Origin of the sequence: Pseudomonas sp. NCHU5216 (assembly GCF_052156495.1) — a bacterium.
Classification (GTDB): domain Bacteria; phylum Pseudomonadota; class Gammaproteobacteria; order Pseudomonadales; family Pseudomonadaceae; genus Aquipseudomonas.
Window position 1 is genome coordinate 69,262 of record NZ_JBQLIX010000019.1, and the last position, 26,770, is coordinate 96,031.

At 63.2% G+C, this 26,770-nt stretch carries 25 protein-coding genes and 1 pseudogene; 13 read left to right on the forward strand and 13 right to left on the reverse strand.

Annotation, left to right across the window (positions count from 1 at the left end):
- Window positions 1–110: 110 nt before the first annotated feature.
- From rpe to trpE, 3 genes and pseudogenes are all read left to right on the forward strand, one after another.
- Window positions 111–785, forward strand: a complete 675-nt coding sequence (gene rpe, locus ACSVIK_RS14845) for a ribulose-phosphate 3-epimerase (RefSeq protein ID WP_442445043.1) — start codon at window positions 111–113, stop codon at window positions 783–785.
- Window positions 782–1,459, forward strand: a pseudogene (locus ACSVIK_RS14850) (phosphoglycolate phosphatase); the annotation flags it as partial. The gene rpe and the pseudogene ACSVIK_RS14850, both read left to right, overlap by 4 nt.
- Before the next feature lie 336 nt (window positions 1,460–1,795).
- Complete coding sequence (gene trpE, locus ACSVIK_RS14855; RefSeq protein WP_442445044.1) at window positions 1,796–3,274, forward strand: anthranilate synthase component I; 1,479 nt, start codon at window positions 1,796–1,798, stop codon at window positions 3,272–3,274.
- 167 nt (window positions 3,275–3,441) lie between these two features.
- Here the strand turns inward: trpE and ACSVIK_RS14860 are convergent, their stop codons facing one another.
- Genes ACSVIK_RS14860 through ACSVIK_RS14880 form a run of 5 tightly spaced genes read right to left on the reverse strand, consistent with a single transcriptional unit; the run spans window position 3,442 to window position 9,613 of the window.
- Complete coding sequence (locus ACSVIK_RS14860) at window positions 3,442–5,175, reverse strand: acetyl/propionyl/methylcrotonyl-CoA carboxylase subunit alpha (RefSeq protein WP_442445045.1); 1,734 nt, start codon at window positions 5,173–5,175, stop codon at window positions 3,442–3,444.
- Entirely contained in the window at window positions 5,172–6,785 is a 1,614-nt protein-coding gene (locus ACSVIK_RS14865; RefSeq protein WP_442445046.1) for a 5-oxoprolinase/urea amidolyase family protein, read from the reverse strand. The genes ACSVIK_RS14860 and ACSVIK_RS14865 overlap by 4 nt, the downstream gene beginning before the upstream one ends.
- 9 nt (window positions 6,786–6,794) lie before the next feature.
- On the reverse strand, window positions 6,795–7,601 hold the full coding sequence (locus tag ACSVIK_RS14870) for a putative hydro-lyase (protein WP_442445047.1): 807 nt from the start codon (window positions 7,599–7,601) through the stop codon (window positions 6,795–6,797).
- Window positions 7,598–8,368 carry a LamB/YcsF family protein gene (locus tag ACSVIK_RS14875; protein WP_442445048.1) on the reverse strand — a complete coding sequence of 257 codons (771 nt, stop codon included), beginning with the start codon at window positions 8,366–8,368 and terminating at the stop codon, window positions 7,598–7,600. Before ACSVIK_RS14875 ends, ACSVIK_RS14870 begins: the two co-directional genes overlap by 4 nt.
- 12 nt (window positions 8,369–8,380) lie before the next feature.
- Window positions 8,381–9,613 (reverse strand): NRAMP family divalent metal transporter, encoded by a 1,233-nt coding sequence (locus ACSVIK_RS14880; protein WP_442445049.1) that lies wholly within the window; start codon window positions 9,611–9,613, stop codon window positions 8,381–8,383.
- 299 nt (window positions 9,614–9,912) lie between these two features.
- Here ACSVIK_RS14880 and ACSVIK_RS14885 point away from each other — a divergent pair, with 299 nt between their 5' ends.
- The 4 genes from ACSVIK_RS14885 (at window position 9,913) to trpC (ending at window position 13,327) form a co-directional block, all read left to right on the forward strand.
- Window positions 9,913–10,575: a GntR family transcriptional regulator gene (locus ACSVIK_RS14885; protein ID WP_442445050.1), complete on the forward strand. Its 663-nt coding sequence runs from the start codon at window positions 9,913–9,915 to the stop codon at window positions 10,573–10,575.
- A 276-nt stretch (window positions 10,576–10,851) separates the two neighbouring features.
- Entirely contained in the window at window positions 10,852–11,448 is a 597-nt protein-coding gene (locus ACSVIK_RS14890) for an aminodeoxychorismate/anthranilate synthase component II (RefSeq protein WP_442445051.1), read from the forward strand.
- Window positions 11,445–12,491 (forward strand): anthranilate phosphoribosyltransferase, encoded by a 1,047-nt coding sequence (trpD, locus tag ACSVIK_RS14895; protein ID WP_442445052.1) that lies wholly within the window; start codon window positions 11,445–11,447, stop codon window positions 12,489–12,491. The genes ACSVIK_RS14890 and trpD overlap by 4 nt, the downstream gene beginning before the upstream one ends.
- A complete protein-coding gene (gene trpC, locus ACSVIK_RS14900) occupies window positions 12,488–13,327 on the forward strand; it encodes an indole-3-glycerol phosphate synthase TrpC (RefSeq protein ID WP_442445053.1) in 840 nt (279 codons plus the stop codon). The genes trpD and trpC overlap by 4 nt, the downstream gene beginning before the upstream one ends.
- A 51-nt stretch (window positions 13,328–13,378) precedes the next feature.
- On the opposite strand, the gene crp is transcribed toward trpC, so the two are convergent.
- Window positions 13,379–14,023: a cAMP-activated global transcriptional regulator CRP gene (crp, locus tag ACSVIK_RS14905; protein ID WP_442445054.1), complete on the reverse strand. Its 645-nt coding sequence runs from the start codon at window positions 14,021–14,023 to the stop codon at window positions 13,379–13,381.
- A 234-nt stretch (window positions 14,024–14,257) separates the two neighbouring features.
- On the opposite strand from crp, the gene ACSVIK_RS14910 reads away from it, so the two are divergent.
- Window positions 14,258–14,680, forward strand: a complete 423-nt coding sequence (locus tag ACSVIK_RS14910) for an OsmC family protein (protein WP_268181115.1) — start codon at window positions 14,258–14,260, stop codon at window positions 14,678–14,680.
- Between the two features lie 65 nt (window positions 14,681–14,745).
- Here ACSVIK_RS14910 and coq7 read toward each other — a convergent pair whose 3' ends face one another.
- A complete protein-coding gene (gene coq7, locus ACSVIK_RS14915; RefSeq protein WP_442445055.1) occupies window positions 14,746–15,393 on the reverse strand; it encodes a 2-polyprenyl-3-methyl-6-methoxy-1,4-benzoquinone monooxygenase in 648 nt (215 codons plus the stop codon).
- 185 nt (window positions 15,394–15,578) lie between these two features.
- Between coq7 and ACSVIK_RS14920 the strand changes: the two genes are divergently transcribed.
- Window positions 15,579–17,060 carry an AAA family ATPase gene (locus ACSVIK_RS14920; RefSeq protein WP_442445056.1) on the forward strand — a complete coding sequence of 494 codons (1,482 nt, stop codon included), beginning with the start codon at window positions 15,579–15,581 and terminating at the stop codon, window positions 17,058–17,060.
- An 8-nt stretch (window positions 17,061–17,068) separates the two neighbouring features.
- Here ACSVIK_RS14920 and ACSVIK_RS14925 read toward each other — a convergent pair whose 3' ends face one another.
- The 4 genes from ACSVIK_RS14925 to hemJ all read right to left on the reverse strand — a co-directional run bounded on the left by ACSVIK_RS14925 (window position 17,069) and on the right by hemJ (window position 20,346).
- Window positions 17,069–17,857 (reverse strand): SDR family NAD(P)-dependent oxidoreductase, encoded by a 789-nt coding sequence (locus ACSVIK_RS14925; RefSeq protein ID WP_442445057.1) that lies wholly within the window; start codon window positions 17,855–17,857, stop codon window positions 17,069–17,071.
- A gap of 9 nt (window positions 17,858–17,866) precedes the next feature.
- Complete coding sequence (locus ACSVIK_RS14930; RefSeq protein WP_442445058.1) at window positions 17,867–18,835, reverse strand: DUF805 domain-containing protein; 969 nt, start codon at window positions 18,833–18,835, stop codon at window positions 17,867–17,869.
- Window positions 18,836–18,944: 109 nt separating this feature from the next.
- Window positions 18,945–19,907: an NAD(P)H-dependent flavin oxidoreductase gene (locus ACSVIK_RS14935; protein WP_442445059.1), complete on the reverse strand. Its 963-nt coding sequence runs from the start codon at window positions 19,905–19,907 to the stop codon at window positions 18,945–18,947.
- 10 nt (window positions 19,908–19,917) lie between these two features.
- Window positions 19,918–20,346 carry a protoporphyrinogen oxidase HemJ gene (gene hemJ / locus ACSVIK_RS14940; RefSeq protein ID WP_442445060.1) on the reverse strand — a complete coding sequence of 143 codons (429 nt, stop codon included), beginning with the start codon at window positions 20,344–20,346 and terminating at the stop codon, window positions 19,918–19,920.
- Window positions 20,347–20,601: 255 nt separating this feature from the next.
- Between hemJ and ACSVIK_RS14945 the strand changes: the two genes are divergently transcribed.
- The 3 genes from ACSVIK_RS14945 (at window position 20,602) to erpA (ending at window position 22,159) form a co-directional block, all read left to right on the forward strand.
- Window positions 20,602–21,312, forward strand: coding sequence for a DUF6776 family protein (locus ACSVIK_RS14945; protein ID WP_442445061.1), 711 nt, complete (start codon window positions 20,602–20,604; stop codon window positions 21,310–21,312).
- Window positions 21,313–21,318: 6 nt separating this feature from the next.
- Entirely contained in the window at window positions 21,319–21,732 is a 414-nt protein-coding gene (locus tag ACSVIK_RS14950) for a bactofilin family protein (RefSeq protein WP_442445062.1), read from the forward strand.
- Between the two features lie 76 nt (window positions 21,733–21,808).
- Complete coding sequence (erpA, locus tag ACSVIK_RS14955) at window positions 21,809–22,159, forward strand: iron-sulfur cluster insertion protein ErpA (RefSeq protein ID WP_268181131.1); 351 nt, start codon at window positions 21,809–21,811, stop codon at window positions 22,157–22,159.
- 60 nt (window positions 22,160–22,219) lie between these two features.
- On the opposite strand, the gene ACSVIK_RS14960 is transcribed toward erpA, so the two are convergent.
- A complete protein-coding gene (locus tag ACSVIK_RS14960; RefSeq protein WP_442445063.1) occupies window positions 22,220–23,314 on the reverse strand; it encodes an anhydro-N-acetylmuramic acid kinase in 1,095 nt (364 codons plus the stop codon).
- A 3-nt stretch (window positions 23,315–23,317) separates the two neighbouring features.
- A complete protein-coding gene (locus ACSVIK_RS14965) occupies window positions 23,318–24,745 on the reverse strand; it encodes a peptidoglycan DD-metalloendopeptidase family protein (RefSeq protein WP_442445064.1) in 1,428 nt (475 codons plus the stop codon).
- A gap of 227 nt (window positions 24,746–24,972) precedes the next feature.
- Here ACSVIK_RS14965 and tyrS point away from each other — a divergent pair, with 227 nt between their 5' ends.
- A complete protein-coding gene (tyrS, locus tag ACSVIK_RS14970; RefSeq protein WP_442445065.1) occupies window positions 24,973–26,172 on the forward strand; it encodes a tyrosine--tRNA ligase in 1,200 nt (399 codons plus the stop codon).
- Window positions 26,173–26,770: the final 598 nt, after the last annotated feature.

The window sequence follows — 26,770 nt, forward strand, 5'->3', positions numbered from 1 at the left end:
GGGGCCTTTTGCCATGAGGCGTATTGGCGCGCCTGATCCGGTGGCACTGTCAGATAGCCATTCAACCGTTACAATGTGCGCCACCGTGACCAAGCACTCAGAGGTGCGCCATGCAACCCTTCGCCATCGCCCCGTCGATCCTTTCCGCCGACTTCGCCCGCCTGGGTGAGGAAGTGGACAACGTACTCGCCGCCGGGGCGGACATCGTGCATTTCGATGTCATGGACAACCACTACGTGCCCAACCTGACCATCGGCCCGATGGTCTGCGCGGCGCTGCGCAAGTACGGCATCACCGCGCCCATCGATGCGCACCTGATGGTCAAGCCGGTGGATCGCATCATCGGCGACTTCATCGAAGCCGGCGCTTCCTACATCACCTTCCACCCGGAGGCCTCCGAGCACATCGACCGCTCGCTGCAACTGATCAAGGCCGGTGGCGCCAAGGCCGGTCTGGTGTTCAACCCGGCCACCCCGCTGGATGTGCTCAAGTACGTGATGGACAAGGTCGACATGATCCTGCTGATGAGCGTCAACCCCGGCTTCGGTGGGCAGAAGTTCATTCCCGGCACCCTCGATAAGCTGCGCGAAGCGCGCGCGTTGATCGATGCCAGCGGCCGCGAGATCCGCCTGGAGATCGACGGCGGGGTGAACGTGCAGAACATCCGCGAGATCGCCGAAGCAGGCGCCGACACCTTCGTTGCCGGCTCGGCCATCTTCAACCAGCCGGATTACAAGGCAGTGGTCGATGCCATGCGCGCCGAACTGGCCCAGGTGCGTGGATGAACGCCCTGCGCGAGCTGTGCGGTGGTGAGCTGCCACGCCTGGTGATGTTCGACCTGGACGGCACCCTGGTCGACTCGGTGCCCGATCTGGCCACCGCTGTCGACCGCATGCTGGTCGAGCTGGGTCGCTCGCCTGTCGGTGTCGAGAAGGTACGCAAGTGGGTTGGCAATGGTGTACGGGTTCTGGTGCGCCGTGCGCTGGCCGACGACATCGATCACGCTGCCGTCAGCGATGCCGAGACAGAGGTCGCTCTGGCGCGCTTTCTCGATATCTACGCCGACTGCCACGAGCTGATCACCCTGTACCCAGGCGTGCATGAACTGCTCGAAGCCCTGAGCACCGCCGCCGTCGAACTGGCAGTGGTGACCAACAAGCCTGAGCGTTTTGTCGCTCCGTTGCTGGAGCAGGTCGGCCTGGGTGGTTATTTCCGCTGGATCATCGGTGGCGACACCCTGCCGCAGCAGAAACCCGATCCGGCTGCGTTGTTGCAGGTGATGCGCCTGGCCGGTGTGACCAAGGGACAGTCGTTGTTCGTTGGCGACTCGCGCACTGATGTGCTGGCCGCCCGCGCTGCTGGCGTACCCTGCGTGGCGGTGAGCTATGGCTACAACCACGGTCGCCCAGTGGCCGAGGAAGAACCGGATGTGGTGGTCGATAGCCTCGCCGAGCTGATTTGAGCAGCGGCAAGCTGCAAGCCACAGGCTTTCAAGTCAGAGCAAGCGCGATGCGCAGGGTTTACCCGCTCAGGGCTCAGGCCCTCACACTGACTTGGCTTGCGGCTTGCGGCTTGCGGCTTGCGGCTTGCGGCTTGCGGCTTGCGGCTCATAGCTGCTACCTTGGCCGCTCTTCCACTCCCGCCTGTCGAGATCGCATCGTGGTGGTCACCTGCAAACTCTGGATGAAAGTGATCAAGGCCTTGGCCCGTTGGCGCTGGCGCGCCTGATCTCATCCTGCCGCCAAGGCGCGGCCCGTTTGCATCCGACCGTTTTCCCCGAGCCATGAGGCTGATCATGACCCACGAAGAATTCCTGCGTTTGGCCGCTGAAGGCTACAACCGCATTCCGCTGGCCTGCGAAACCCTGGTGGATTTCGACACGCCGCTGTCCATCTACCTGAAACTGGCCGATGCGCCCAACTCTTATCTGCTCGAATCCGTGCAGGGCGGCGAGAAATGGGGCCGTTACTCGATCATCGGCCTGCCGGCACGCACCGTGCTGCGCGTGCATGGCCATGATGTGGTGGTCAGCACCGATGGCGTCGAGGTGGAGCGCCACGAGTGTGCCGATCCGCTGGAGTTCGTCGAGCAGTTCAAGGCGCGCTACAAGGTGCCCACCATCGCCGGTCTGCCACGCTTCAACGGTGGCCTGGTGGGCTACTTCGGCTACGACAGCGTGCGCTACGTCGAGCAGAAGCTGGCTCGCTGCCCGAACCCCGATCCGCTGGGCACGCCGGATATCCTGCTGATGGTCTCCGACGCGGTGGTGGTGTTCGACAACCTGGCTGGCAAGATGCACGGCATCGTCCTGGTCGACCCGAGCGAGGCGGATGCCTTCGAGCAGGGCCATGCGCGCCTGCGTGAAATCCTGCACAAGCTGCGGCAGCCGATCACCCCGCGCCTGGGCGTGGATCTGGCTGCGCCGCTGGGCGAGGAGCCGGCGTTCCGCTCCAGCTACAGCAAGGGCGACTACGAGGCTGCCGTCAGCGCGATCAAGGATTACATCCTGGCCGGCGACTGCATGCAGGTGGTGATTTCCCAGCGCATGTCGATCCCCTTCAAGGCTGCGCCCATCGACCTGTATCGCGCGCTGCGCTGCATCAACCCGACGCCTTACATGTACTTTTTCAACTTCGGTGACTTCCATGTGGTGGGCAGCTCGCCCGAGGTGCTGGTGCGCGTCGAGGACGGCCTGGTCACCGTGCGCCCGATCGCCGGTACGCGCCCGCGCGGCGCCAGCGAGGAGGCGGACAAGGCGCTGGAAGAGGATCTGCTGTCCGATGCCAAGGAAATCGCCGAGCACCTGATGCTGATCGATCTGGGCCGCAACGATACCGGCCGTGTATCGCAGGTCGGTTCGGTGAAACTCACCGAGAAAATGGTCATCGAGCGCTATTCCAACGTCATGCACATCGTGTCCAACGTCACCGGTCAACTCAAGCCCGAGCTGTCAGCGATGGACGCGCTGCGCGCCATCCTGCCGGCCGGCACCCTGTCCGGTGCGCCGAAGATTCGCGCCATGGAGATCATCGACGAGCTGGAGCCGGTCAAGCGTGGCGTCTATGGCGGTGCGGTCGGCTACTACGCCTGGAACGGCAACATGGACACCGCGATTGCCATTCGCACCGCAGTGATCAAGGACGGCGAGCTGCACGTGCAGGCTGGCGCCGGCATCGTCGCCGACTCGGTGCCCGCGCTGGAGTGGGAAGAAACCCTCAACAAGCGCCGCGCCATGTTCAAGGCAGTAGCCTTGGCGGAGCAGGGCTCGCGCTGATCCGAGCGATCTCAGTACGTAGGGCGGACTCAGGAGCCTAAGCGAACAGTCCGCCAAACCATGCCGATCCTGGCACAAGGGCAACGGCGTACTGCTTCCGAGCGGCCGGCGCCCCGGTACGCCCCGCGCTGTAGCCTGGGTGGAGCGCAGCGATACCCGGGGCGATTTCAGCCCTCCAGCTTGGCCAGCGCCGCGCCGGCATCCAGATAGGCACCAGCCTGTTCGCGGATGCGCAAGGTGCCGTCTGCTGGCGCGGTGACCTGGGTTTCCATCTTCATCGCCTCCATTACCGCGATCACCTCACCGGCTTTCACCTGGGCGCCGTCCTCCACCAGCCAGGCGTGCAGGTTGCCGGAGATCGGCGCGCTGACCAGGCCTTCTTCGACGGCAGGCGCTAAGTTCTGTGGTGCAGCCTGAGCGCTGTCGCTTAGCGGCGCCAATCCTTGTAGCAGAGCACTGGGCAAACCCAGCTCATGGCGCTTGCCGTCGATCTCGAAAAAGGTGCGCAGCACCGCCTCGCCGGCTATTGGCAAGGTGCGCGGCGCCAGGGTGATCTGCTCGGCGAAGTCGGTCTCGATCCAGCGGGTGTGCACGGCGAAGCGCTCGGCGCCAGTGAAATCCTCGTGATCCATCACCGCGCGGTGGAAGGGCAGCACCGAGGCGATGCCGTCGATCTGGAACTCGGCCAGGGCGCGGCGGGCGCGGGCGATAGCCTGCTCGCGGGTGGCGCCGGTGACGATCAGCTTGGCCATCATCGAGTCGAAGCTGCCAGACACGCTGGAGCCGCTTTCCACGCCGCTGTCCAGGCGCACGCCGGGGCCGCTCGGGGCGCGGAATTCGCCGATCTTGCCCGGCGTGGGCAAAAAGCCCTTGCCCGCGTCCTCGGCGTTGATGCGGAACTCGAAGCTGTGGCCGCGTGGCGTTGGCGTCTCGCTGAAGGACAGCGGCAGGCCGTCGGCGACGCGCAGTTGCTCGATCACCAGGTCGACGCCGGCGGTTTCCTCGGTCACCGGGTGCTCCACCTGCAGGCGGGTATTCACTTCCAGAAAGGACAGGGTGCCGTCGGCGCTGAGCAGGTATTCCACGGTGCCGGCGCCGATATAACCGGCCTTGGCGCAGATGTCGTGGGCGGATTGGTGAATGCGCTGGCGCTGCTCATCGTTGATGAAGGGCGCTGGCGCTTCTTCCACCAGCTTCTGGTTGCGCCGTTGCAGCGAGCAGTCACGGGTGCCGACCACCACCACATTGCCGTGGCTATCGGCGATCACCTGAGCTTCGATATGCCGTGGGCGGTCGAGGAACTGCTCGACGAAGCACTCGCCGCGGCCGAAGGCGGCCTCGGCTTCACGCACCGCCGAGGCGTACAGCTCGGCCACTTCGTCCATGCGCCAGGCCACTTTCATACCGCGCCCGCCACCGCCGAATGCGGCCTTGATGGCGATGGGCAGGCCGTGCTGCTCGACAAAGGCCAACACCTCGGCAGCGCTCTGCACCGGCCCGGGGGTACCGGCCACCAGGGGCGCGCCGACCTGCTGGGCGAGTTTGCGGGCCTCGACCTTGTCGCCAAGCACGTCGATGGTTTGCGGGTTCGGGCCAATCCAGATCAGCCCGGCGCCTTGCACGGCACGGGCGAAGTCGGCGCGCTCGGAGAGAAAGCCGTAGCCGGGGTGCACGGCATCGACGCCGGCGCGCTTGGCGATGGCCAGCAGTTTGTCGATATTCAGGTAGGTGTCGGCGGGGCGTTCGCCGTCCAGAGCGTAGGCTTCATCGGCCTGGCGCACATGCAGGGCGTCGATATCGGCATTGGCGTACACAGCCACCGAGGCCGCGCCGTAATCACGGCAAGCGCGGGCGATGCGCACGGCGATTTCACCACGGTTGGCGATCAGGACTTTTTTCATGATGGGTTCTTCGCATCGGCAGTAGGAAGGGAGGCGTCGGGCTCGAGCTCGACGAACGCCTCGATGGGGTTGAAGCGAATCCGGGCGTTGATGGGGATTTGCCCGGCCAGATCCAGGTGATGGGGCGCCACGGCGGCGATCACCGGGTAGCCGCCGGTCAGCGGGTGGTCAGCGAGAAACAGCACCGGCTGGCCGCTGGCGGGCACCTGGATGGCGCCCAGTGAGGTGCCTTCGCTGGGCAACTCGTCATGAATGCAGCGCTCTAGCGGCACCTCGCCCTCCAGGCGGATGCCGACCCGGTTGGATTGCGGGGTGACGCGCCAGAGCTGGCTGCTCAGGCGTTCGATGGCCGCCCGGGTAAACCAGTCGCTGCGCGGGCCCATGACCACATCCAGGGTGATGATGTCCTTGCTGGTCGGCAGAGCGAAGGCAGGCAGCTCATTCACCGATACGCTGGCGCCGCTGGTGAGTTCATCGAAGCCCAGACGGTCGCCAGCCTTGAGCGGCGGCGGGCCGACCTGGGCCAGGCTGTCGTAGGACAGGCTGCCCAGTACCGGCGCTACCTGAAAGCCGCCGCGAATCGCCAGGTAGCTGCGTAGCCCGGCCTGCGGCGCACCGAGGCTGACGCGGTCGCCGTCATCCAGTTCGATGGGTTGATAGGTGCCCGGCTGCCACTGCAGGCCGCTGGCGGTGGTCACTTTGATCGGCGTCTGCGCACCGCTGACGGCGATGATCGTGCGGCCATGACAGGCGAAGCTCAGACCACCGAGCACCACTTCCAGGCAGGCACAGGCCGAGTCGTTGCCCACTGCACGGTTGGCGGCGCGTAGGGCGCCGCGATCCAGCGCGCCGGACATCGACACGCCTTGGTCGGTGTGGCCGGCGCGGCCCAGGTCCTGCAACACCGTTTGCAGGCCGGGGCTGAGGATTTCCAGATGGGCGCCCGCTGGTGTTTCGCTGGTCAACTCTTGCTTATGCTCAGGCAGGCCGCCAGCCGGCAGCGGCCCGGCATCCTGAAAACGCACCTTGTAGCCGGGGCGCAGCAGGGCCGGTTCATCACGGCCCAGGTCCCACATCTGCAACGGCGTAACGCCGATGATCTGCCAGCCACCGGGACTGGCCTTGGGATAGATGCCGCTGAAGTTGCCGGCCAGGGCCACTGCGCCAGCGGGAATGCGCGTGCGCGGGGTCTGCCGGCGCGGCACCTGGAAGTCGGCGCCGCCGGTCAGGTAACCGAAGCCGGGGGCGAAGCCGCAGAAGGCCACTTCGTAATCGGCGCCGGTGTGGCGGCGCACCACTTCCTCGCGGCTGATGCCGAGCAACCCGGCCACTTCGTCGAGGTCTTCGCCGTTGTAGTGCACGGGGATTTCCACGCGGCGACTGTTGCGGGTGCTGCGCTGGCTCAGGTCGCGGCTGGCGAGGTTATCGATCAACGCCTGGCGGTCGATAGCGCTGGGGCGGTACTGGATCAGCAGGGTGCGCGCCGCCGGAACGATTTCCTCGACCCCGGCGATAGGCTCGGCTTGCAGCGCGGTGAACAGCGCCAGGGTTTCGTCGAGATCCTGCAGCTCGACGAGCAGCGTATCGAGGTTGGCTGGGAGAAAACGCAAGACTGTCTCCTAGACGTGATAGGTGCTGTCAGGCACGTCGGTGATAAACATATGGCCCGGCGAATGGGTGATCGCGAAGGGCACGCCGGAGGCCATGACCGCCGCCTGGGGCGTCACGCCGCAGGCCCAGAACACCGGCACCTCGCCGGGCTCGATGCGTACCGCGTCGCCGAAATCCGGCTTGTGCAGGTCTCTGATGCCCAGCCGCTCCGGCTCGCCGATATGCACCGGGGCGCCGTGCACCGAGGGATAGCGCCCGGAAATACCGGCTGCCTCGGCGACGCGATCCGCCGGGATCGGCCGCATCGATACCACCATCTCGCCATGCAGGCGCCCAGCTGGGCGGCAAGCGCGGTTGGTGCGGTACATCGGTACGTTGCAGCCGTCGGTGATGTGCCGCACCTCGATGCCGGCCTCCTGCAGGCCGGTCTCGAAGGTGAAGCTGCAGCCGATCAGGAAGGTCACCATGTCGGTGTGCTCTGCCCAGGCGGCAGTGGCGTCGCTGACTTCCTCAGCCAGCCTGCCGTCACGCCAGATGCGGTACAGCGGCAGATCGGTGCGCAGGTCGGCGCCTTCAGCCAGTACCGTGTGCGGGCTGCCGGCGTCGCTCACGTCGAGCACCGGGCAGGCCTTGGGGTTGCGCTGGGCATAGAGCAAAAAGTCATAGGCCCAATCGCGGGGCAGGGCGATCAGGTTGGCCTGGGTCAAACCCGGCGCGATACCGGCTGTGGGCGCGACGCGGCCGTTGCGGTAGTCGGCGCGGGCCTGGCGGGCAGCGCCAATGGCGGCCTGCTGGGCGCGTTGGATGGCGTTCATCGGGCGGCTCCGGCGAAGGCTTGCAGGGACACGCCGGACTGTTCCAACAGCTGGCGCACTTCACGGGCCATCTGGATGGCGCCGGGGCTGTCGCCGTGCACGCAGATGGAATCGGCTTCGATGCGGGTGACGCTGCCGTCGATGGCTTCGACCTCGCCGCTCTGCACCAGGCGCAGCATGCGCTGGGCCACCTGTTCGGCGTCGTGCAGTACGGCGCCTGGCTCGCGGCGCGACACCAGGGTGCCTTGCGGCGTGTAGGCGCGGTCGGCGAAGGCTTCGGCGATGCAGGTCAGGCCTTCATGGCGGGCCAACTCGATCAGCTTTGAGCCGGCCAGGGCGACCAACACCAGGCGCGCATCCACGGCGCGGATCGCCTCGATCACCGCCAGGGCCTGGCGCGTGTCGTGGGCGATGGTGTTGTACAGCGCGCCGTGGGGCTTCACGTAGCGCACCGATGTGCCAGCAGCGGTGGCCAGGGCCTGCAGGGCGCCGATCTGGTAGATCACGTCGGCAGTCAGCTCGTCGCTGGCGATATCCATATTACGGCGGCCGAAGCCGACCAGATCCGGGTAGGCGACGTGGGCGCCGATGGTCACGCCTTTGGCCGCTGCGGCCTTGAGCGTGCGCAGGATGCCGGCCGGGTCACCAGCGTGAAAACCGCAGGCGACGTTGGCGCTGCTGACGATGTCGAGCATCGCGGCATCGTCGCCCATGGACCACTGGCCGAAGCTCTCGCCCAGGTCGCTGTTGAGGTCGATGGAAGGCATGTCGTTCTCTCCTTACAGGTTGACGAAGGCCAGGATCGGGCCGACCGATTTGGCTGCCATGTACCAGGTCATAGCGCAGGTGAGGGCGCCAAGCACTAGTAGCCAGCGCGGGTAGTGGTAGCCGCCCATCAGGTCGCTGCGACGCCAACCGACGTAGACGAAGATGCTCAGGCCAATGGGCAGGATCAGCCCGTTGAAGCCACCGGCGAACAGCAGCAGAGCTGCTGGCGCTGTGCCCAGGGCCAGGTAGATGCTCAGTGACACGGCGATAAAGGCCACGGTAGCGCGGTTACGCCCGCGCTCGCCGATAGCGGGCATGAAGGTGGTGATAAACGACATCGAGGTGTAGGCGGCGCCGATCACGCTGCTGATGGCGGCGGCCCAGAGTACCAGGCCGAAGGTGCGCAGCCCCAGCTCGCCTGCGGCGGCCTGGAAGGCTTGAGCAGCCGGATTGGCGCCTTTGCCGGAGGTGTCGATGACCACCCCGCTGGCCGCCACGCCGAGAATCGCCAGGAACAGCACGTAGCGCATCACGCCAGTCACTGCGATGCCGCTCAGTGCTGCCTTGGTGACTTCCTTCACATGCTCTTCGCCGACCAGGCCGCGATCGAGCAGGCGATGGGCGCCGGCGTAGGTGATGTAGCCGCCCACGGTGCCGCCGACGATGGTGGTGATGGTGGCGAAGTTGATCTCGTCCGGCCAGACGGTCTGGCGCAGCGCTTCACCCAGCGGCGGGTTGGAAGCGAAGGCGACGAACAGGGTGAGCAGGATCATCAGCAGGCCCAGCACCACGATCAGGCGGTCGACGGCGATGCCGGCGCGCCTGGAGAGGAAGATGCCGATGGCGATGAGCGCACTGAGGCCGCCGCCCCATTTGGCGTCCAGCCCCATCAGAGCATTGAGGCCCAGGCCGGCACCGGCAATGTTGCCGACGTTGAACACCAGCCCGCCGAAGATCACCAGCGCCGCCAGCAGATAACCGCTGCCGGGAATCGCCGCATTGGCCAGATCCGAGGCGCGCATGTGGGTCAGGGTGACGATGCGCCAGACGTTCAGTTGCACCACGAAGTCGATGAGGATCGACGCCAGGATGCCGAAGGCGAAGGCCGCGCCCATGGTGGCGGTGAAGGTGGCGGTCTGGGTGATGAAGCCGGGGCCGATGGCCGAGGTGGCCATCAGAAAGATGGCTGCGATCAGCGATGAGCGGCGTGAGCGGGCGAAGTCGCTGGTGGTTTGGCTCTGCATGGAAGCACTCCTGGGCGTGGGAGGATCGTGTGCAGAAGGCAAGGCAATCAGCATGCCACTTTCCCTTTGTAAGGCCTTAATTGTTGATTCTTGCTAATTAAATTGTTCAACAATCTATTTTATATAGCTCATCAATTTGCGCTGTTTTGTTACATTAATACTCGTATGTGTTCCATCCAGGTGCATGGGGTGACACTGGCAAGGCTTGCCTCCACGAACGGACTCATAGACCATCAGCGGGCCTTGCAGCCCTGCCAGGTGCGGTGACCTAGCTGCCGCCAACCGCAATGGATGGATCGATGAGCCAAGACCTGCCTGAAAACCCGCGCACCCTCGGCGAGACCGTGACCGCCGAGATCCGCCGCAAGCTAGTCGAAGGTGAGCTGGTGCCTGGCCAGCGCCTGTCGGAGGCCGTCCTGAGCGAGAGCCTGGACATCTCGCGCAACACCCTGCGCGAAGCCTTTCGTGTGCTGACCCAGGAAGGCTTGCTCAAGCATGAGCCGAATCGCGGCGTATTCGTCGCGGTGCCGGACATGGCCTCGATCATCGACATTTACCGGGTGCGCCGCTTCATCGAGTGCCAGGCGCTGGCCCAGGCCTACCCCAAGCACCCCGCCGTGCACCGCATGGCCGAGGCGGTGGCCGCCGCCAAGCGTCGCCGTGACGCTCAGGACTGGAGCGGGGCGGGCACGGCGAACATGGCCTTCCATGCCGGCATCGTCGAGCTGGCCGACAGCGAGCGCCTCAACACCTTCTATGCGCACCTGTCCGCCGAATTGCGCCTGGCCTTCGGTCTGCTCAAGGATGCCGAGTTTCTGCACTCGCCCTACATCGACATGAACGCCTCGATTCTCGAGCGCCTCGAAGCCGGGCAGACACAGGAGGCGGCGCAGGCGCTGGACGCCTATCTGGTGCAATCCGAACGTACCGTGCTGGCCGCCTACGCGCGCCGCTTGCGTTGATCGGCCATCCACGGTTGCGCATGGCCATTAGCTGGGCTACTGTGCGGCAATCGTGATGCGAGATACCCCCGTGACCTTCAGCAGCACCCTCCTGATGCGCCTGATCAAGGCCCTGGCCCGTTGGCGCTGGCGCGCCTGACCTCTCCCTTGCCGGCTCGGCCGGTTCGTTTTCGTTCGCCCCGCGCCTTGCGCCTCATCGAGCCCCGCTCAGGCGTGAAGTGTCCATCGCTCTGGGGCGTGACTACCAAGGCAGTACATCTAGAGGCAACGCATATCATGCTGCTGATGATCGACAACTACGATTCCTTCACCTACAACGTGGTGCAGTACCTGGGCGAGCTGGGTGCCGATGTCCACGTCATTCGCAATGACGAGCTGAGCATCGCCGAGATCGAGGCCTTGCAGCCCGAGCGCATCGTCGTCTCGCCCGGCCCCTGCACGCCGACCGAGGCGGGGGTCTCCATCGAGGCCATCCTGCACTTCGCCGGCAAGCTGCCGATCCTCGGCGTCTGCCTGGGCCATCAGAGCATCGGCCAGGCCTATGGCGGCGACGTGGTGCGCGCGCGCCAGGTGATGCATGGCAAGACCAGCCCGGTGTTCCACGCCAACCAGGGCGTGTTCGCCGGCCTGGCGATGCCGGTGACCGTGACCCGCTATCACTCCTTGGTGGTCAAGCGCGACACCCTGCCGGACTGTCTGGAAATCACCGCCTGGACTCAGCATGAGGACGGCTCCGTCGACGAGATCATGGGTTTGCGTCACAAGACCCTGAACGTAGAAGGCGTGCAGTTCCACCCCGAATCCATCCTCACCGAGCAGGGCCACGAACTGTTCGCCAACTTCCTCAAGCAGACCGGAGGCGTGCGCGCATGAACATCAAGGAAGCTCTCAACCGGATCGTCGCCCAGCTCGATCTGAGCACCGAGGAAATGCAGGCGGTGATGCGCGAGATCATGACCGGTCAGTGCACCGACGCGCAGATCGGCGCCTTCCTCATGGGCATGCGCATGAAGAGCGAGACCATCGACGAGATCGTCGGCGCCGCCAGCGTGATGCGCGAGCTGGCCGCGCCAGTGGTGATCAACGCCGAACGCCTGGTCGACACCTGTGGCACCGGTGGCGACGGCATGAACATCTTCAACGTCTCCACCGCGTCCGCTTTCGTGGTCGCGGCGGCTGGCGGCAAGGTGGCCAAACACGGCAACCGTGCGGTCTCCGGCAAGAGTGGCAGTGCCGATCTGCTGGAAGCGGCCGGCGTCTACCTCGGGCTCAAGCCGGAGCAGGTGGCGCGCTGCGTGGAGAGCGTGGGGGTCGGCTTCATGTTCGCCCCAGCCCATCATGGTGCGATGAAGCATGCCATCGGCCCGCGTCGCGAGCTGGCGCTGCGTACCCTGTTCAATATGCTCGGCCCGATGACCAACCCGGCGGGTGCCAGGCATCAGGTGATCGGCGTGTTCAGCCAGACGCTGTGCCGGCCCATGGCCGAAGTGTTGCAGCGCCTGGGCAGCGAGCACGTACTGGTGGTGCATGCTCAGGATGGTCTGGACGAGATCAGCCTGTCCGCGCCTACTTTCGTCGCCGAACTCAAGGATGGCCAGGTCAGCGAATACCGCATCCAGCCCGAGGATTTCGGCATCAAGAGTCAGAGCCTGATCGGCCTGACCGTGGACAACGCCGCGCAATCGCTGGAACTGATTCGTGACGCCCTGGGTCGACGTAAGACCGAAAACGGCCAGAAAGCCGCCGACATGATCGTGCTCAATGCCGGTGCCGCGCTCTACGCCGCCGATCATGCCAGCACCTTGCGCGAAGGCATCCAGTTGGCCCACGATGCCCTGCATACCGGGCTGGCGCGGGAGAAGCTGGAAGAGCTGGTGTCCTTTACTGCGGTATTCAAACAGGAGAACGAAGGGTGAGCGTGCCAACCGTACTGGAGAAGATCGTCGCCCGTAAGTTCGAGGAAGTGGCGGCGCGCCGTGCTCAGGTCAGCTTGGCTGAGCTCGAGGCCGTGGCCCGTGCCGCTGATGCGCCGCGCGGCTTCGCCCGTGCCTTGCAGGCACAGGCCGCGCGCAAGCAGCCGGCGGTGATCGCCGAGGTCAAGAAGGCCTCGCCGAGCAAGGGGGTACTGCGTGCCGACTTCGTGCCGGCCGACATCGCCCGCAGCTACGAGGCGGGTGGTGCCACCTGCCTGTCGGTGCTGACCGACATCGATTTCTTCCAGGGCGCCGATCAGTACCTGCAGCAAGCCCGTGCGGCCTGCGCGCTGCCGGTGATCCGCAAGGATTTCATGGTCGACCCCTACCAGATCGTCGAAGCCCGCGCCCTGGGTGCCGACTGCGTGCTGCTGATCGTTTCCTGCCTGGATGACGTGCGCATGGCCGAGCTGGCTGCGGTGGCCAAGGACAATGGGCTGGACGTGCTGGTGGAAGTGCATGACGGCGCAGAACTGGAGCGTGCACTGAAGACGCTCGACACGCCGCTGGTGGGCATCAACAACCGTAACCTGCATACCTTCGAGGTCAGTCTGGAAACCACCCTCGACCTGCTGCCGCGTATCCCCCGTGATCGCCTGGTGGTGACCGAGAGCGGCATCCTCAACCGCGCCGATGTCGAGCTGATGGAGATCAACGAGGTCTATGCCTTCCTGGTTGGCGAAGCCTTCATGCGTGCGGCGGATCCTGGAGCGGAGTTGCAACGGCTGTTCTTTCCCGAGCGTGGGCGGCCGGCGGTAATAAGCGCCGATCCCGAATAGCACGCATGAAAAAGCCGGTTCGATAACCGGCTTTTTCGTTTTGTGTTGCGATCAGCGGGTGCCGAACACCACCATGGTCTTGCCCTTGACGTGCACCAGGCCCTGTTCTTCCAGGGACTTGAGTACGCGACCGACCATCTCGCGCGAGCAGCCGACGATGCGGCCGATCTCCTGACGGGTGATCTTGATCTGCATGCCGTCCGGGTGGGTCATGGCGTCCGGCTGCTTGCACAGGTCGAGCAGGGTGCGCGCAACACGGCCGGTGACATCGAGGAAGGCCAGGTCGCCGACCTTGCGCGTGGTGTTGCGCAGGCGCTCGGCCATCTGACTGCCCAGGGCGAAGAGGATGTCAGGATCCTGCTGAGTCAGTTCGCGGAACTTGGCGTAGCTGATTTCCGCGACTTCGCACTCGGTCTTGGCGCGCACCCAGGCGCTGCGTTCTTGCTCCGTGCCTTCCTTCTCGAACAGCCCCATCTCGCCGAAGAAGTCCCCGGCATTGAGGTAGGCGATGATCATTTCCCGGCCGTCATCGTCCTCGATGAGGATGGTGACCGAGCCTTTGACGATGAAGAACAGCGTTTCGCAGCGATCACCTGCATAGATGATGGTGCTTTTTGCCGTGTAACGACGGCGATGACAATGCGCAAGCAGCTTGTCGAGGTGCTTTATCTTGGGTGTGAGTGTGATAGCGACCATGCCCCGAGTCCCGATATGAAAAGTGTAGGCCTTTGTCCAGCAGGCGATTTCTTATTGGTTATCCGACCAGTGTGCCAGCATTCCGGCGCCAGCTTAACAGACATACGATAAGTGAGGTTTTTTTTGTGACCTGGCTAACACAGCGTAGTGGAACTTTGACGTACGGGTCAGGCACGGCGTGCTGCAGGCTTGTGCTAACCTGCGCGCCTTTGCCAAACAACGGAGCCTGGAGAGATGAAAGCGCGCGTGCAGTGGGCGGGTGAAGCCCTGTTCCTCGGTGAGTCCGGCAGTGGCCATGCCGTGGTCATGGACGGCCCGCCCGAGGCGGGTGGCCGCAACCTGGGCGTTCGCCCGATGGAAATGGTGCTGATAGGCCTGGGCGGCTGCAGCAACTTCGATGTGGTCAGCATCCTGCGCAAGGGCCGGCAGCCAGTGGAAAGCTGCGAGGTGTTCCTCGATGCAGAGCGCGCGAGCGAAGAGCCCAAGGTGTTCACCAAGATCCACCTGCATTTCGTGGTCAAGGGCCGTGGGCTGAAAGAGGCTCAGGTCAAGCGGGCCGTGGAGCTGTCGGCGGAGAAGTACTGCTCGGCTTCGATCATGCTCGGTCGGGGCGGCGTTGCCATCAGCCATGACTATGAAATAGTCGAGCTGGGATAGAAGCAGCTACAAGCTACAAGCTACAAGCTACAAGCTACAAGCGAGAGCCCAGTCCGCCCTGAGCATCAGACTCTGTAGGTGGACTTGGTCATCACCTTCGACAGCAGGGTCATGCCGAACTTCACCGGCGCCGGGAAGCGCAAGCCGCCGGCGGCCAGGGCGCTGTTGGCATGTTGCTGCTCGTCGACACGCATCTGCTCGAGAATGGCACGCGACTTGGCATCGTGCTCGGGGAGCTGTTCGAGGTGTTCGTCCAGGTGCTTGCACACCTGATCTTCGGTGGCGGCAACGAAGCCCAGACTGACCCGATCACTGACCAGGCCGGCCATGGCGCCGACGCCGAAAGACAGGCCGTAGAATAGCGGGTTGAGCACACTGGGCTGGCTGCCCAGTTCGCGAATGCGTTGTTCGCACCAGGCCAGGTGGTCGATTTCCTCGTCGGCGGCATGCTCCATGGCACTACGCACTTCCGGCAGCTTGGCAGTCAGTGCCTGGCCCTGGTAGAGGGCCTGGGCGCAGACCTCGCCGGTATGGTTGATGCGCATCAGGCCGGCGATATGGCGCGCCTCATCACTGCTCAGTTCGGCTTCGTTCTGTACGATGGCCGGTGAGGGGCGCCCCGAGGCGCCGCTGAATGGCAGCAGTGTGCGCAGGGCGGCATCGGCTTGCAGCAGCAGGCGGTCGACGGGTGAATACTGGCGTTCGCTGGCCATGGGGCACCTCCGACTGGAACGAGATCCCTAGTCTACTGCAAAGTACCGGGCACGTCGCCGCTGCGGGCCGGGGCTGGCGATGTTGGACGGCTCCGGGCCCTTGCGTAGGGCCATGACTGCGGCGACGATCCATGCCAACGGGCAGGCGCGAAGATCGGCGTGCTCATTTCCACAAGGAGCAGGTGTTGAAGAACGATATTCATGATCTGGGGCTGGTGCTCGATTCCAAGGTCAAGCTCATCGTCATCGAGTCATGGGACGAGGCGCGGGTGCTGGAAACCCTGACGGGGCTGGCGGTCAAGCGCGGGCTTGGCCTGCACACCTGGTCGGTCACCGAAGGGCTGCAGCGCCTTGGCTTCGGTAGCGATCCCGTGGATCAGGCGCCAACCCTGGAGCCCGAGGCGGCGCTGCGCATGATCAAGGCCGATCCACAGCCGAACCTCTACGTGATGTGCGACCTGCATCCCTTCCTCGACGACAACCCGCGCCTGGTGCGCCTGCTCAAGGAAATCGCCATGAGCGAGGCCGCGTACAAGCCGACTCTGGTGCTGGTGTCTCATGCGCTCAAGTTGCCGCCCGAAGTACAGCGCTACGCGGCACGTTTCAGCCTGGCGCTGCCGACCGAGGACGAGCTGCTGGGCATCGTGCGCGACGAGGCGACGCGCTGGAGCGAGGGCAATCGTGGTTCGCGGGTGCGCACTGACAACCGCACCCTGCAGCAGGTGGTGAAGAACCTGCGTGGCCTCAGCCATGCCGAGGCGCGAGCACTGGCGCGCAACGTGATCTGTGACGACGGGGCGATCACCCAGGAAGACATTCCCGAGCTGAACAAGACCAAGTTCCAGCTACTGGATCTGGAGGGTGTGCTCAGCTTCGAGTACGACACCGCGCGTTTCGCCGATGTCGGTGGCCTGGTCAATCTCAAGCGCTGGCTCGGCGAGCGGCAAGCCGGCTTTCTCGAAGGCAAGGGCATCGATGCGCCGAAAGGCGTGCTGCTGGTCGGTGTGCAAGGCGGTGGCAAGAGTCTGGCGGCCAAGGCGGTGGCTGGGCTCTGGGGCCTGCCGCTGCTGCGTCTGGATTTCGCCTGCCTGTACAACAAGTTCTTCGGCGAGACCGAACGCAACCTGCGCGAAGCGCTGCACCTGGCCGAGCAGATGGCGCCCTGCGTGCTGTGGATGGACGAGGTGGAGAAGGGCCTGGCCAGTGGCGACCATGACGGCGGCGTGAGCCAACGCGTGCTCGGCACTTTGCTGACCTGGATGGCCGAGCGCAAGGCGCCGGTATTCGTCGTGGCCACGGCCAATGCCATCGACCGCCTGCCGCCGGAACTGGTGCGCAAGGGGCGCTTCGATGAGCTGTTCTTCGTCGACCTGCCGACGGCTGAGGTGCGTGCGGAGATCTTCCGCATCCATCTGCAGCGCCGTGAGCTGGAGCCTGAGCACTTTGATTTGGCTCGCTTGGCCGAAGCCAGTGATGGTTTTTCCGGGGCAGAGATCGAGCAGGCGGTGGTCAGCGCCCTGTATGCCGGGCAGGCCCAGCAGCGCGCTGTCGATCAGGAACTGCTGCTGCAAACTTTGCAGGCCACCGCGCCCTTGTCCGTGGTCATGGCTGAGCGGCTCGCCAGCCTGCGCAACTGGGCGGCCGGGCGCACGGTCAATGCCGGCTGAAGCAGACCTCAGCGCCGAGTGAAGGGGCGCGTGATGCGCCCGCTCAGTTTGCGTACCAGCCAGCGGGGTGCCAGGCGGGGCAGGGCGGCAAGCAGGCGATTGCGCCAGTGGGGGACGATGATGGCGCGGTTGCGCTCCAGGCCGCGCACGGCGAGCAGTGCCACCTCTTCGGCATTCATCATCAGTTTGCCCTTATCCAGACGGGAAACATCCATCTGTGCACTGCGAAAGAAGGCGGTACGTGTCGGCCCTGGGCACAGCACCGAAACGCGCACGCCATAATGGCGCAACTCCTCGCGCAGGCCTTCGCTGAAATGCAGCACATAGGCCTTGCTGGCGTAGTAGCTGCTCATCCAGGGGCCGGGCTGGAAGGCGGCGACTGAGGCGACATTGAGAATCTGCCCGCCGCCTTGCAGCGCCATACGTTTGCCCAGGGCGTGGCACAGGCGGGTCAGGGCCAGCACGTTGACCTCAAGCTGCTCCAGCTCGCGCATCCAGTCCTGTTCGAGAAAGGGGCCGGCACAGCCAAGCCCGGCGTTGTTGACCAGCAGGTCGATGCGCCAGTCGCCTTCTTCCAGCTCCAGTAGCAGTCCGGAAATCTGCAGGGGCTCGCTCAGGTCGCAGAGCCGAAACCGCACCTCGACGCCAAAGCGCAGGGCCAGCTCGCTGGCGATGCTCTCCAGGGCGTCGCGCCGTCGCGCCACCAGAATGAGGTTGCGCCCGCGCCGTGCCAGGGCCTCGGCCAGTGCCAGGCCGAGGCCGCTGGAGGCGCCGGTGATCAGAGCGTAGCTAGGCATGACGGTCGATCAGCGCGCCCCGTTGTTGCTGGAGTGCGCGCGTTCGACATAGTTCTGGTATTGCGGAAGGGCGATGGCAGCAACCATGCCGATAATGAAGATCAAAGGAATCAGACAAGCCAGTATTTTGACCGAAGTACTATTGGGGGGCGGCGGCGGGCCATAGCGATTGGCGTCCTGGGTACCGGGAATGATCAGCATCAGCAGAGAGAAAATGCCACCAATGACCGGTATGACGGTCAGCAGCCACAGCCAGCCAGACCAGCCCATATCGTGCAGGCGCTGCACGCCGATACAGATGCCGAATACGATGAAGCTCAGCGCTCCCAGGACTAGTACGAGTATGCCCAGAGTGCTTGAGAATGCTTGAAGTACTTCTATAAGAGTTAGTATCGGTATTGTGCACAGCAACATGGCCATGCTCCAAGCCAGGTAGCGCACGCGGCCAATACGCCCATTAAGGCTCAGCACCTTGAGCTCACCGAATTGTGGCAGGTTCTCGGCTACGTCTGCCTGGGGCGGTGCGTAGGGTGAGCTGGCACTCTGCACGGGAGCGGTCGTGGTCGCCGCCAGTTGTGCCTGACGGGCCATGTATTTCTCGATGATGATGCCGCAGGCCGAGCATTCGGCTGCCTTGGCTTGCTCATGACCACATTTGGGGCAGGTCATGCGTGACTGGCTTAGCGGGGCAGCCACGCTTTCTTCTGGGTGATCGTCGGTTTGAACCAGGCTCAGACCGATGGCTTGATCCGGTTCCTTGCGTACCTTGGCGCCGGCCTTTTGCAGCGCATCAAGGTATTGACCCGCCTGCTGCTCGGACAAATCCTTCTTCAGGGTCACGACTGCACCGCTGAACAGGGCGTCGATGCGTGTTGGGTCGCTCTTGAACAGGCGAGCGAGATTGTCCTTGACCTCGTCCAGCGTCGCCCCCGGCATCAGTTCGCCGTCGAACAGGATCTTGTAGCGCGGTGGGTTCATGCGGGCTTCCTTGTCAGCTCATGTATGGGCAGGTGGTGCAGCGTAGATCGGCTGCAGGCCGCAGTACAAGCGGCCTGCAGCACAACTGGCAGCTTTTCTGTGCCTCACCTCAACGTATCCAGCGCTGTCCCAGGCTCGCGGCCTGCTGCAACGCCGTGCGGTACTCATGATCCAGACGGCTGACGAGCTCGGCGACGCTGGGCAGATCCTCGATACCGCCAGCGCCCTGGCCGGCCGACCATACGGTTTTCCAGGCCTTGGCTTCGTCGTTGACCGGCTTGAGCTTCTCGCCGTAGTTGATGGCGCCCTTGTCCTGCAGGCGGGCCAGGTCATAGCCGGCTTGCTCCAGGCTCTGGCGCATGAAGCTGGCCGGCACGCCGGAAACCGCCGGGGTGTGAATGATGTCGGCGGCGCGTGCCTGTAGCAGCATCTGCTTGTAGGCCGCCGATGCGTCATTCTCCTGCGTGGCGATGAAGCGTGTGCCCATATAGGCCAGGTCGGCCCCGAGCATCTGCGCTGCGAGGATTTCATGGCCATGATTCAGGCAGCCGGCCAGCAGCAGAGTCTTGTCGAAGAACTGGCGGATCTCTGCGACCAGGGCGAACGGGCTCCAGGTGCCGGCATGGCCGCCAGCCCCGGCGGCCACGGCGATCAAGCCATCGACCCCCGCTTCGGCGGCTTTCTCGGCATGACGCCGGGTGGTGACATCGTGGAAGACCAGGCCGCCATAGCCATGCACGGCGTCGACCACTTCCTTCACCGCGCCCAGGCTGGTGATGACGATGGGTACCTGACGTTCCACGCAGATCGCCAGATCCGCCTGCAGGCGTGGGTTGCTGCCATGCACGATCAGGTTCACCGCATAGGGAGCAGCGTCTGCCGATAGCTGCGTATCGAGTTCTTCCAGCCAGGCGCGAAAGCCAGAACTCTCACGCTGATTGAGCGCCGGGAAGCTGCCGACGATGCCGCTGTTGCAGCAGGCCGCGACCAGTGCCGGGTTGGACACCAGGGACATGGGCGCCGCCACCAGGGGTAGGCGCAGACGTTGTTCGAGCGAAGCAGGCAAAGACATGGCGAATTCCTCAGAAGGGACGGACGACGACCAGAATGACGATACCCAGCAGCGCCAGCACCGGCGCCTCATTGAACCAGCGGTAGAACACGTGGCTGCGGCTGTTCTCGCCACGGGCGAAGCGCTTGAGTTGTGCGCCGCACATGTGATGGTAAGCCACCAGGGCAACGACCAGTGCCAGCTTGGCATGCATCCAGCCCTGGCTGAAGTAATAGCCCGGGTTGAGGCTGATCAGCCAGATACCCAGCGCCAGGGTGGCGATCATCGAAGGCATCATTATTCCGCGATAGAGCTTGCGCTCCATGACGCAGAATCGCTCCTGGCTGACGGCATCCGTGCTCATCGCATGGTAGACGAACAGGCGCGGCAGGTAGAACAGGCCGGCGAACCAGCAGACCACCGCGATGATATGAAAGGCCTTGAGCCACAGATAGAGCATGGTCGTTCCTCGGTCAGCAAATCTCCCGGATAGTAGAGCCTGTCACGCTACTGCGTCACCATCGGGTTTGGCGCTTGGCCGATGGCGCTTTATCATCGGCGACTTTCCATTCGTATCAGGCAGGAGGCGGCTGATGATCAGTGCCCAGATCGACGATGAACGGCCGGCATACCATGCCACCCGATTGCGAGGCACCACTGGCTGCATCTGGCCTTCGCTCGGGCTATCAGCCCGAACGCTACTGGTGCCCTTTGCATGAGCTGGGAGATCAAGTTCAGTGATCCTCGACATGAGCGTCGTCGACGTGTCCTCCTGACCCTGTTGCTCCTCGCCGTGCCTCTGGCCTTTGCCCTGGGCTGGGGTACGTTGTCCTATCTGCGCCCCGTTACCGATGCCCATGAGTTGCAGGTGCTGATCACCGAGAAGGATCAGGAGCTGGAGTTCCTGCGCCAGCGCCTTGCCGTGGTTGGCAGCAGCGAGAAGGTCGCCCAGCAGGCCATCGAGCAGAACCGGCGCACCATCAAGCTGCTCGAGGAGCAGATCTTCAAATTGCAGCAGGACGTGGCCTTCTACAAGGGGGTTCTGGCACCCGGTAGCCGGCGTGAGGGCTTGCGCATCCGCGCCTTCGAGCTGCAGGCTACCGAAGATCCGCGGCGCTTTCGCTACAAGCTGCTGTTGAGTCGTGTCGGCACGGCCGAGGAACCGCTGGAGGGGACGCTGAGCGTCACCCTGCAGGGCAAGCAGGGGGGCAAGGACAAGAACCTGTCATTGGCCTCGGTGAGCGACGAGTTCAGTGACGAGAAGACGCCCTTCTCCTTCAAGCATTTTCAGTCTCTACCCGATGCCGGCCGTTTTGCCGAGTTGCAATTGCCGCAGGGCTTCGTGCCCGCTCAGGTCAAGGTCGAGGCTCAGGTTCAGGGGCACAAGCCCCTGGTTCGTACATTCAAATGGTTAGACAAAGAGTGAACCGCCATGTGGAAGAAAGAAAAACCCAAGCCTGATTTGCAGAGCTTCAGCGGCAAGACCAGCCTGATCGCGGTAGGTGCCGAGCTGGTGGGGGATATGCGCTTCCAGGGGGCGGTGCAGGTCGATGGCCGGGTCACTGGCAATCTGCTGGCCTCGGAAGGACTGGTGCGCATCAGTGTCGGCGGTGTGGTTGAAGGTGAGGTGCGTGCCCCCCATATCGTGGTCGAGGGTGAGGTGTTGGGCGATGTCTATGCTTCGACCCATCTCGAGCTGGGTGCCCGGGCGCGTGTACGGGGCAATCTGCACTATGCGTTGATGGAGATGGCCATGGGCGCGCAGATCGCCGGCCGCCTGTGCCCGATCAAGGGCGAGGATGAGCGTCCTCTGGAACTGCCTGAATCCTTGGCCGATAGGGCGTAATAGTTGACCAAAATTCTAGGGCAAGCGGATAATGCTGCCTTAACGCAGTATGGCGCGTTGCGCCGGGAGTCATAGCATGAGCGTCGAAAGCTTCACCCCCGCCCCCTTGCATTTCACTCAAGGTGCGGCCAGCAAGGTGAAGACCCTGGTCGATGAAGAAGGTAATCCGCGTCTGAAGCTGCGCGTGTTCGTCACGGGCGGCGGCTGCTCGGGCTTCCAGTATGGTTTCACCTTCGATGAAGACGTGGCCGAGGATGACACCATCGTCGAGCGCGAGGGTGTGAGCCTGGTGGTCGATGCCATGAGCTTCCAGTATCTGGTGGGCTCCGAGGTCGATTATCAGGAAGGCCTGGAAGGTTCGCGCTTCGTCATCAAGAACCCCAACGCCACCACCACCTGCGGCTGTGGTTCGTCCTTCTCGATCTGACTCGGATTATCGATTCGTCAGCGCCGTGCCCTGTGCACGGCGTTTTCGTTGGTGCCGACGTCAGGCGGGATAGATGGCGCCGAGCACCCGTAGCCCGCGTGCGCCGGTGACGCTTGGGCGGTTGGCGGCGATGCCCTGCAGGGTGCAATGAGCCAGCCAGGCGAATGCCATGGCTTCGATCCAGTCCGGGTCGATGCCACGGCTGGCGGTCGAAGTCACCTCGGTGCCAGGCAGCAAGGCTGCCAGGCGCTGCATGAGGTGCCGGTTGTGCGCACCGCCACCACAGACCAGCAGGCTGTCGGTGCACATTTGCGCGCTGCGCAATGACTCGCAGATGCTGCGCGCAGTCAATTCCACCAGAGTGGCTTGCACGTCCTGTTCAGGCAGGTCGTCATGCTTCGCCAGGTGAGCCTGTAGCCAATTCAGGTTGAACAGCTCGCGCCCGGTGCTCTTGGGGCCTCGCGTGGCGAAGAAGGGATCGGCCAGCAGGCTGTCGAGCAGCGCTTGTTGCAGCGTGCCACCCGCGCCCCAGGCGCCGTCGCGGTCGTACTGTTCGCCCTGGCAATGCTGGATCCAGGCATCGAGCAGCACGTTGCCTGGCCCGCAGTCGAAACCATGAACCTCCTTGCCGGGTTCGAGCAGGCTCAGGTTGCTGAAGCCGCCGACGTTGAGCAGCGCAATGTGCTGCTGCGTCGAACCGAAGAGCGCTTCATGGAAGGCCGGAACCAGCGGCGCGCCCTGGCCACCGGCTGCCACGTCGCGCCGGCGAAAGTCCGCCACCACGCTGATGCCAGTACGTTCGGCGAGCAGGGCCGGGTTGCCGATCTGGATGGTGAAGCCACGCGCAGGTTCATGGCGAACCGTCTGGCCGTGGCTGCCGATGGCGCGAATGCTGGAGGGCGACAGCCCCTCTTGGGCCAACAGGGTATTGATGCAGTCTGCGGCCAGCTCGGCCCACTGCTGTTCGGCGATGGCCGCACGGGCCAGCTCGTCAGCGCCAGGGCTGCACAGTGCCAGCAGTTCATGACGCAGAGCATCAGGCAGGGGGCGATAGAGGGTGGCGAGCAGACGGGGTGTGTCAGCCTGCTCGATCAGCGCGATGTCCAAACCATCCAGGCTGGTGCCGGACATCACGCCGATATAGAGGTGGGTCATGGATTACTGCTTGTTGGCGGCCAGCATGGTGGCCCTTTCCTGATCCATGCGCGCCATCAGCGGTTTGCTTTGCTGCATGAAGCGCGCCTTTTCGTTGGCCGCGATAGGGTCGGCCATAGGCAGCTTCTGGCTCAGCGGGTCGACATGCACGCCGTTGACCTGGAACTCGTAATGCAGGTGCGGGCCAGTAGACAGGCCGGTAGTGCCGATATAGCCGATGATCTGGCCTTGCTTGACGTTCACCCCATTGCGCACGCCTTTGGCGAAGCCCTGCATGTGTGCATAGAGGGTGCGGTAGCGTTGGCCATGCTGGAGGATCACAGTGTTGCCGTAGCCACCTCTACGCCCCGCCAATATGACCTTGCCGTCTCCCGCTGCCTTGATCGGCGTGCCGCGCGGCGCGGCATAGTCGACACCCTTGTGCGCGCGGATCTTGTTCAGGATCGGGTGCTTGCGGCCGGTGGAGAAGCGCGAGCTGATGCGTGCGAAATCCACGGGCGTGCGGATGAAGGCCTTGCGCATGCTCTCGCCATTGGCGCTGTAGTAGCTGGTATTGCCCTTGCGGTCGGTGTAGCGCACGGCGGTATAGGTCTTGCCGCGGTTGGTGAAACGAGCGGAAAGGATATTACCGGTGCCGACATGCTTGCCGTTGACCACCTTGTCTTCGTAGATCACCTCGAATTCGTCGCCATCGCGGATGTCCATGGCGAAGTCGATGTCGTAACCGAAGATATTGGCCAGATCCATGGTCAGTCCATGGGACAGACCGGCGCGCTTGGCGGAGAGGAACAGCGAGCTGTTGATCACACCATGGCTGTAAGCGTTGACGATCTCGGGCTTGGTCAGATCGCGCTTGAAGTCGTATCCCGCTTCGGTGCGGCTCAGGCTGATGGTTTCCAGTTCGCTGAGTTTGCTTTGCAGGTTCTTCAGCTTGCCTTCTTCGTCCAGCTCGAACTGCAGCACCTGGCCGACCTTGAGGCGGCTGAACTGCTTGGCTTCCTTGCTGCTGTCGAGCGCCTCGTGCAGGTCATTGGCACTCAGACCCACCTTGGCGAACACGGTCGATAGCGTGTCGCCGTTGCTGACGGTGATGCTTTTATGGGTGGGGTCGTCGGGTGGAAGTGCTGCAGTGGCGGGGGCGATGTCATCAGCGTCTTCTTCTGCGCTGAGCTCGGCATCATCCGAATTGCCTTCGATCTGGGCGAATGGCGAGTCGTTCGGGCTGTCAGCCTGCCCCGCTCGGAGGTCATCCTTTTCCTCGATCACCATCTCGGCATCATTGCCCAGATCCAGATTGAGAAAGGTTTTCTGCGCTTCGACTTCGCGCGAGGGAAACACCAGCAGAGCCAGGCTCAGCAGCGCAGCTACACCACTCGCAGCCAGGATATGGCTCTTTGGGTAGGGCGGGGCTTTGGGAGAATTTTGCGTCATGGCGTGAGGCGTTTTCTTGATATGTGCATTAACTGTCTAAAATATAACCAAAACCCTGGATGGGCAACCCTTGACATTGCAGGTATGTGATACAGATGTGGGTGTATGTTGCCATCGTAGCTATGCACGGAGCGGCAACGAACCCTGGGCGGGGGCAAAACTTGTAATTAGTTTGCGATCTTGTATGGTTGGTTCCCTTTCAATTTCCAGTGGTTGCGGGTTCTGTCATGAAGTCGGTCGAAGAGCAGCTGGCGCTGATCAAGCGCGGTGCGGAAGAGGTTCTGGTTGAGGCTGAGCTGGTCGAAAAGCTCAAGCGTGGTCAGCCGCTGCGGATCAAGGCGGGGTTCGATCCAACTGCGCCGGATCTGCACCTCGGTCATACCGTTCTTATTAATAAGCTGCGTCAGTTTCAGGAGCTGGGCCATCAGGTGGTCTTTCTCATTGGCGACTTCACCGGGATGATTGGCGACCCCAGCGGCAAGAGTGCGACGCGCCCGCCGCTGACCCGTGAACAGGTACTGGAGAATGCCGAGACCTACAAGCAGCAGGTCTTCAAGATTCTCGATCCGGCCAAGACCGAAGTGGCTTTCAACTCCAGCTGGATGGATCAGCTCAAGCCGGCCGACTTCATTCGTCTCGCTTCGCAATACACCGTGGCGCGCATGCTCGAGCGTGACGATTTCGACAAGCGTTACACCAGCAATCAGCCTATCGCCATCCATGAGTTCCTCTACCCGCTGGTGCAGGGCTACGACTCCGTGGCCCTCAAGGCCGATGTCGAGCTGGGTGGCACCGACCAGAAGTTCAACTTGCTGATGGGGCGCGAGCTGCAGCGCGCCTATGGTCAGGAATCGCAGTGCATCGTCACCATGCCGTTGCTGGAGGGGCTCGACGGTGTGAAGAAGATGTCCAAGTCCCTGGGCAACTACGTGGGTATCCAGGAGGCGCCGGGGGTGATGTACAACAAGCTGGTGTCCATGCCCGATGCGTTGATGTGGCGTTACTTCGAGTTGCTCAGCTTCCGCTCCATGGAAGAGATCGAGCAGTTCAAACATGATGTCGAGCAGGGTGCCAACCCGCGTGACATCAAGATCAAGCTGGCGGAAGAGATCGTCGCACGCTTTCATGGTGAAGAGGCGGCCGCCAATGCGCACCGTTCTGCCGGTAACCGCATGAAGGATGGCAAGCTGCCGGAAGATCTGCCGGAGATCGAACTGGCTGCGGCTGAAGATATGCCGATCTCGTCCGTTCTTAATAAAGCAGGTCTGGTCAAGAACGCAGCGGTGGCTCGTGATCTGCTGGGTTCGGGTGGTGTGCGCGTCGATGGTGAAGTGGTCGACCGTACCTTCCTGTTCAAGATCGGGGCGACCCATGTCTGTCAGGCCGGCAAGAAGGCCTTTGCTCGGGTCACCCTCAAGGCCGAGTAATAAAACTGCAAAATAAGCTTGACGCGCATTCTGCTGGATGTAGAATGCGCGCCACTTCAGCGATGAAGCGCTTCAAAAACTTCTTATTAATCAATGAGTTAAGTTAAATGAAGGGCTTGCAAAGCTGAATCTGGCGTGTAGAATGCGCGTCGGTCGGCAGGGTGGTGGTTGAGCTCTGTTGGTGATTCGGTCGAATGGATCGAAAGCGGTAGAAAAGAGGTGTTGACAGCGGTTTTGAACGCTGTAGAATGCGCCTCCCGCTGGAGAGAAGAAGTTCTGATCGAAGGCGCAAGTGGTTGAGTAGAAAGAAGTTTCTCCGGAAACAAAATCGAAAAACAGCTTGACAGAAACAAAGGCTGCTGTAGAATGCGCGGCCTCGGTTGAGACGAAAGACTTAACCAACTGTTCTTTAACAACTGAATCAAGCAATTCGTGTGGGTGCTTGTGAGGTAAGCCTGATAGTCGACAGATTATCAGCATCACAAAGCAACACTCGTGAATTCGAGAGTTACTCTTTTAAGTAAGAGATTTGCGATTGCTGAGCCAAGTTTAGGGTTTTCTCAAAACCCAAGCAGTATTGAACTGAAGAGTTTGATCA

Bases quoted from the DNA above. Each gene is read 5' to 3' on its own strand.
- rpe (WP_442445043.1), top strand. From the start codon at position 111: ATGCAACCCTTCGCCATCGCCCCGTCGATCCTTTCCGCCGACTTCGCC.
- trpE (WP_442445044.1), top strand. From the start codon at position 1,796: ATGACCCACGAAGAATTCCTGCGTTTGGCCGCTGAAGGCTACAACCGC.
- ACSVIK_RS14860 (WP_442445045.1), bottom strand. From the start codon at position 5,175: ATGAAAAAAGTCCTGATCGCCAACCGTGGTGAAATCGCCGTGCGCATC.
- ACSVIK_RS14870 (WP_442445047.1), bottom strand. From the start codon at position 7,601: ATGAACGCCATCCAACGCGCCCAGCAGGCCGCCATTGGCGCTGCCCGC.
- ACSVIK_RS14875 (WP_442445048.1), bottom strand. From the start codon at position 8,368: ATGCCTTCCATCGACCTCAACAGCGACCTGGGCGAGAGCTTCGGCCAG.
- ACSVIK_RS14880 (WP_442445049.1), bottom strand. From the start codon at position 9,613: ATGCAGAGCCAAACCACCAGCGACTTCGCCCGCTCACGCCGCTCATCG.
- ACSVIK_RS14885 (WP_442445050.1), top strand. From the start codon at position 9,913: ATGAGCCAAGACCTGCCTGAAAACCCGCGCACCCTCGGCGAGACCGTG.
- ACSVIK_RS14890 (WP_442445051.1), top strand. From the start codon at position 10,852: ATGCTGCTGATGATCGACAACTACGATTCCTTCACCTACAACGTGGTG.
- trpD (WP_442445052.1), top strand. From the start codon at position 11,445: ATGAACATCAAGGAAGCTCTCAACCGGATCGTCGCCCAGCTCGATCTG.
- crp (WP_442445054.1), bottom strand. From the start codon at position 14,023: ATGGTCGCTATCACACTCACACCCAAGATAAAGCACCTCGACAAGCTG.
- ACSVIK_RS14910 (WP_268181115.1), top strand. From the start codon at position 14,258: ATGAAAGCGCGCGTGCAGTGGGCGGGTGAAGCCCTGTTCCTCGGTGAG.
- coq7 (WP_442445055.1), bottom strand. From the start codon at position 15,393: ATGGCCAGCGAACGCCAGTATTCACCCGTCGACCGCCTGCTGCTGCAA.
- ACSVIK_RS14925 (WP_442445057.1), bottom strand. From the start codon at position 17,857: ATGCCTAGCTACGCTCTGATCACCGGCGCCTCCAGCGGCCTCGGCCTG.
- ACSVIK_RS14930 (WP_442445058.1), bottom strand. From the start codon at position 18,835: ATGAACCCACCGCGCTACAAGATCCTGTTCGACGGCGAACTGATGCCG.
- ACSVIK_RS14935 (WP_442445059.1), bottom strand. From the start codon at position 19,907: ATGTCTTTGCCTGCTTCGCTCGAACAACGTCTGCGCCTACCCCTGGTG.
- hemJ (WP_442445060.1), bottom strand. From the start codon at position 20,346: ATGCTCTATCTGTGGCTCAAGGCCTTTCATATCATCGCGGTGGTCTGC.
- ACSVIK_RS14945 (WP_442445061.1), top strand. From the start codon at position 20,602: ATGAGCTGGGAGATCAAGTTCAGTGATCCTCGACATGAGCGTCGTCGA.
- ACSVIK_RS14950 (WP_442445062.1), top strand. From the start codon at position 21,319: ATGTGGAAGAAAGAAAAACCCAAGCCTGATTTGCAGAGCTTCAGCGGC.
- erpA (WP_268181131.1), top strand. From the start codon at position 21,809: ATGAGCGTCGAAAGCTTCACCCCCGCCCCCTTGCATTTCACTCAAGGT.
- ACSVIK_RS14960 (WP_442445063.1), bottom strand. From the start codon at position 23,314: ATGACCCACCTCTATATCGGCGTGATGTCCGGCACCAGCCTGGATGGT.
- ACSVIK_RS14965 (WP_442445064.1), bottom strand. From the start codon at position 24,745: ATGACGCAAAATTCTCCCAAAGCCCCGCCCTACCCAAAGAGCCATATC.
- tyrS (WP_442445065.1), top strand. From the start codon at position 24,973: ATGAAGTCGGTCGAAGAGCAGCTGGCGCTGATCAAGCGCGGTGCGGAA.